Origin of the sequence: uncultured Methanobrevibacter sp. (assembly GCF_937906425.1) — an archaeon.
Lineage (GTDB): Archaea > Methanobacteriota > Methanobacteria > Methanobacteriales > Methanobacteriaceae > Methanobrevibacter.
The window spans coordinates 1-4,920 of sequence record NZ_CALCYR010000235.1; the positions used below are offsets into that span (position 1 = coordinate 1).

General features: G+C 29.9%; 4 protein-coding genes. All 4 read right to left on the reverse strand.

What is annotated here, in order from left to right:
- Window positions 1-600: 600 nt before the first annotated feature.
- The 4 genes from thrC to endA all read right to left on the reverse strand — a co-directional run bounded on the left by thrC (window position 601) and on the right by endA (window position 4,751).
- On the reverse strand, window positions 601-1,797 hold the full coding sequence (thrC, locus tag Q0138_RS06785) for a threonine synthase (protein WP_297982433.1): 1,197 nt from the start codon (window positions 1,795-1,797) through the stop codon (window positions 601-603).
- A 405-nt stretch (window positions 1,798-2,202) separates the two neighbouring features.
- On the reverse strand, window positions 2,203-2,904 hold the full coding sequence (locus tag Q0138_RS06790) for a stage II sporulation protein M (RefSeq protein ID WP_297982436.1): 702 nt from the start codon (window positions 2,902-2,904) through the stop codon (window positions 2,203-2,205).
- 26 nt (window positions 2,905-2,930) lie between these two features.
- Window positions 2,931-4,022, reverse strand: coding sequence for a tryptophan--tRNA ligase (locus Q0138_RS06795; protein ID WP_297982438.1), 1,092 nt, complete (start codon window positions 4,020-4,022; stop codon window positions 2,931-2,933).
- Window positions 4,023-4,235: 213 nt separating this feature from the next.
- On the reverse strand, window positions 4,236-4,751 hold the full coding sequence (gene endA, locus Q0138_RS06800; RefSeq protein WP_297982441.1) for a tRNA-intron lyase: 516 nt from the start codon (window positions 4,749-4,751) through the stop codon (window positions 4,236-4,238).
- Window positions 4,752-4,920: the final 169 nt, after the last annotated feature.

Sequence of the window (4,920 nt, forward strand, 5' to 3'; positions counted from 1 at the left end):
ATAATCCAATATTAAAAGATTTTAAAAAAATTAGTATTAATACAAACAAAATTTTAAAAATTGATTAAAACCAATAAAATTAAGAATGAACAAATTAAATCATTTAAAAACAAACTTAGTAAACAAATTAATTTTAAAAACCAATTAAAATAACTAAATCTTATTAAAATTTAATATAAAATAAAATAAAAATATGAAAAATACTTAAATAAATTATGAATTCTTTAAAAAAAGAAATAAAAAAAATAAGATTAATAATAGAAAAAATAAGCAAAAAATACCAAATATATTTAAAAAAAGTAAATTAAAAACTACTTTGAGAAATTGAAAATTTGAAAAGTTTTAAAAAATAATCTTGAAAAAAATTAAATTTAAAAAATATCCCTGCCAAAAAGTAGAAAAAATTCAAATTTTAAAAATAGTTGAAAATGTTTTAAAATAAAAAATAATCGGAATTATAAAAATTATCTAAAAGAGTCTAAAATAAAAAAATGAATCTAAACCATAAAAACCAAGCTAAATAAAAATAAAAAAATAAGAAAATTTTTTAAAAGAATAATATCGAAAAAAAAAAGAAAAGTAAAGAAAAATCACTTAAATTTATTTATTAAGTAAAATCTCTTTTATTTTATCAATGTCGGCATCAACCTGTACAGGGTCAACACAAGCGTCAATGGCTGTATTAGGATCTTTTAACAAGTGTCCGGTTACAACACAAACAACTCTTTCTCCCTTATCGACATCACCTTGATCAACTAACTTCTTAAGTCCTGCAATGGATGCTGCAGAAGCAGGTTCTACACCAATACCTTCAGTTCTTGCAAGTAACTTTTGAGCGTCAAGGATTTCTTCATCAGTTACGGTTTCAGCCAATCCATCAGAATCATAAATAGCTCTTAAAGCCTTTACTGCACTTACAGGAGCACCAATACGGATAGCTGTTGCAATGGTTTCAGGATTTTCTACAGGAACCATATCCATAGTCTTGTCCCTGTAAGCGTTTGCAATAGGGCAAGCTCCTTCAGCCTGAATACCTGTCATCATAGGCAAGTCCTTCATGAATCCTGCATTATGGAACTCAGTGATTCCTTTCCAGATAGCGGAAATGTTTCCTGCATTACCTACAGGCAATACAATCCTGTCAGGAGATTCCCAACCTAAATCATGAACGATTTCATAACCGATTGTCTTTTGTCCTTCCAATCTGAATGGATTGATTGAATTCAATAGGTATAAATATTTTTCACGTGCAAGTTGAGTCATGGCTTCCAAAGCTTCATCAAAGTTTCCATTTATTGAAAATACCTCTGCACCGTGGAACATAGCTTGAGCCAATTTACCAAGTGCAACCTTTCCTGCAGGAAGGAATACAGCACATCTAAGTCCTGCTCTTGCAGCATAAGCAGCAAGGGAAGCGGAAGTGTTACCGGTGGAAGCGCAACCTACAGTGTCAACGCCAAGCATCATTGCCTTGGTCATACCGATGGTCATTCCCCTATCCTTAAAACTTCCGGTAGGGTTTGAACCTTCAACCTTTACATATAAATCAAGGCCAAGTTCCTTTCCTAACTTTTCACATTTGCAGAATGGAGTTCCTCCCTCATCAAGGGAAACCATTTTGTCTGCATCAACAGGAAGGCATTCCTTAAATTTCCATAAGTTGTCTCTTCTACCTTCAAAAGTATCTTTAGGAACATCAACTTCTACTTCTACTTCAAGAACAGATCCACATTCTTTACAATTGTAGATAACTTCATCATCTTCGTATTCTTCACCACAAGACACACATCTAATCATGTTATCACATAAACAAATTTATAAATTTAATTTTTTAAATTTTTAATTTTTTAATTTTTTAATAATTAATTTTTTTATAATTTAAATTTTTAATAATTTAAAATAATTTAAAATAATTTAAAATAATTAAACAATTGAAAAAATAATTGCAAATAGTTAATTATTAATTATAGACAGAATTCCCAACTATAATCAATATACATCATATAGTTATAATTATTATACTATAAAAACTTATTTTAAAAAATAGTGAAAAATAGTAAAAATAGTAAAAATAGTAAAAATAGTAAAAAAAGTGAAAAATTAAAATTAGAAAATAGTTTTAAAAAAAATAAAAAAGTTTAAGAATATTTAAAATATTCCTAAATTGAAGAATTTGAAAAGAATTATAAAAACTTAAAATATTTAAAATATTCCTAAATTGAAGATATTTGAAATGAATTCTGCAAATGGAATTGTAAAGTTAGCCTCAATTATAGCTGCAATAAACAATAGAACAACAGAAATGCATAACAAAATAAAGGATTCCTTCAACTTGTCTTGATTTGCATTGAATGAAGCAACAATCCTTTGCCAGAAGCCAATCTTTTCATTTGAAAAGTAAGGATCAAAAATATCAGTATATGAATGGTCTGGATAAATTATGTTCCAAATAAACCTTAGGAAAAATACAAAAAGGACAAATCCTCCAGCTGTTGAAATGATTATGGCAGGAATTTCAAATATTCCATGAGGAACTGTCAACAGCAAATAGGAAGTCAAATCAATTTGATCCTGGAAAAAACCAACGAAAAGACCATTGTTTGCCAATAGAATTACTCCCAATACTGCTCCAAGGGCAGAGAGAGCATATAACATGAGGTCCACTTTAAAATTATTGTAAAAAAGGGATGAAGTGGTTAAAGTCACTGTTCCATCCTCAATCTGTTGCTCAAAGTTATCAACTATAGGCTGAACATATTCCCTTATGCTGTCAGGATAGTAAAATCCAATCAAGAGAGGAATGACAAAAATCAAAATGGAAATAAATAAGCAAAGCTTATTGTTTTTAAAAGCCATTTTAATCTCATCTTTGATTAGATTCCAATAATACCTAAAATCCACCATACAAAGACCCCCTTAAACCAGATAAACTAATCAAATAAAGATTCAGCTATTTCCAAGGATTCTTCCTGTTTAACTTTTAAATCCTCAAAGAATTCCTTCATAAGCTCTGCAGTATGAACCTTACAGTGTCCGCAAAGAAGAGTTCCATTCAAACATTCTTCACGAATCTTTTCAAGCTCTGCATCATCATCAATCAAGTGATATACAAGCATTTCATAAACAACACATTGGTCTGGACGGCCGCCTAATTCTTTTTGCTCTTCCAGGCTTTCTCTTCCACCAGTCTTACATGATTTAACCTTTTTCTCAGCCTGTTTAGGTGTTTCATTAAGATAAATTGCTGTTTTAGGCTTACTGCTTGACATCTTATCACCTGTAAGTCCGGTAAGGAACCTGTGATAGGTGGATGCAGGAGCCAAGAATCCGAATTCATCATGCATTTTAGCTGCAATGTCTCTTGTCAATCTCAAATGAGGGTCCTGGTCGATTCCTACAGGTACAACAACTTGTTTAGGACCTCCATACTCCTCTGTTTGTGGAAGCAATATGTCAGCTACCTGAACCAATGGGACATAAAGGTGAGCAAAGTTTGTACTTGCAGTGAAACCATAAATTGACTTCATCTGATTGAAATTAGTCTTTTTAGCCAGCTTGAATGTCAAGTCATTTAAAACCTTGTTCTGTGACTGAAGATAAACATTTATCTTTTTATCTGTCAAGTCAAGTCCTAATGCAATGTAATTGGCTAAATATTCCTTTACAGCAATTTCCTTAGCCTTTTCAAAACTGATTTCCCTTGCAGCATAGGATTCCATATCTGCAATGGATAGGGAAATGCTTGCTCCCTTTTCAAAATACCATTTCAATTGGTCTATAACCATCTTGTGACCAATATGCATCTGACCACTTGGCATCATGCCGGTCATAACTGCAAAATCCTTCTTGCCATTGATTAAAGGTACTAACTTATCAAAATCACGATGCCCAAAAATTACTCCTCTTTTCATCAATCTGGCAGGGTTTTCAATATCCTCCTCCAAGTCTGAAAACTTCCTTATGCCAAATTGATTAACTAATTTATCATAATCTAATGAAAATGATGCCCATGGATCAATCAAAAAATCACCCTAAATATTATATCTCTTTTTAAATTAAAGTATTGATTAAAATAAATAAAATATTTTAAAACAAATTAAAATAATTGCACAGGTTTTTAATTTAAATTAATGAAAAATTAATTCCAATTTTTATAAAAAAATTAATATAAAACTAATGAAAAAATAATTCCATTTTTATAAAAGTTAAATTTAAACAATATGGAATTAAAACAACTATGGACGTGTCCATTCAATATTGTAATAGGTAATGTCCAAATCGTCGTCCACAACTGCAAGCAATAGTTTCTTATTAACCCCATGTGAAACCCTTACATAACTTGCAAAGTCAAGGACATTTACCTGATTCTTTTCATACAGAACCTTTACAAGAAAATCGGAATGTGACTTTCCAGGACCTGTTCCACGTTCATATAACCTGAATTCTGAACCATATTTAAATCCGGTCTTAATAATGTATCCTCTATTTTTCAAATCTTTATAAACCAAGTATTTTCCATAGAGATCCTGATTCTTAATCATTTCAATCAAATATGGAATTTCACACTTTTCATCATATTCATAAATGTCCAAACGATCGCTTTCCATCAAATAGGTAGCTTCCATAAGGGAAAGCTCCAGACAATCTTCAGACAATTTACCAAATTGACTTTTTTGATTAAGTGCAATCGGTCTTTGATTACCTTCACCAATCTTCACCGTTACAATTCCATCACATAAATCTCCACGCATAAAAACACCATAATTAAAAAATAATGAATTATTTTTAAATTTTTTTAAAATACTATAAATTAAATATTAAAATAAAAGTTTAAATAATTTTTGAATAAATAATGAAAATTTAGGAAAAAATAGTAAAAAATAGTAAAAAATAGTAAAAAATAGTAAAAAATAGTAAAAA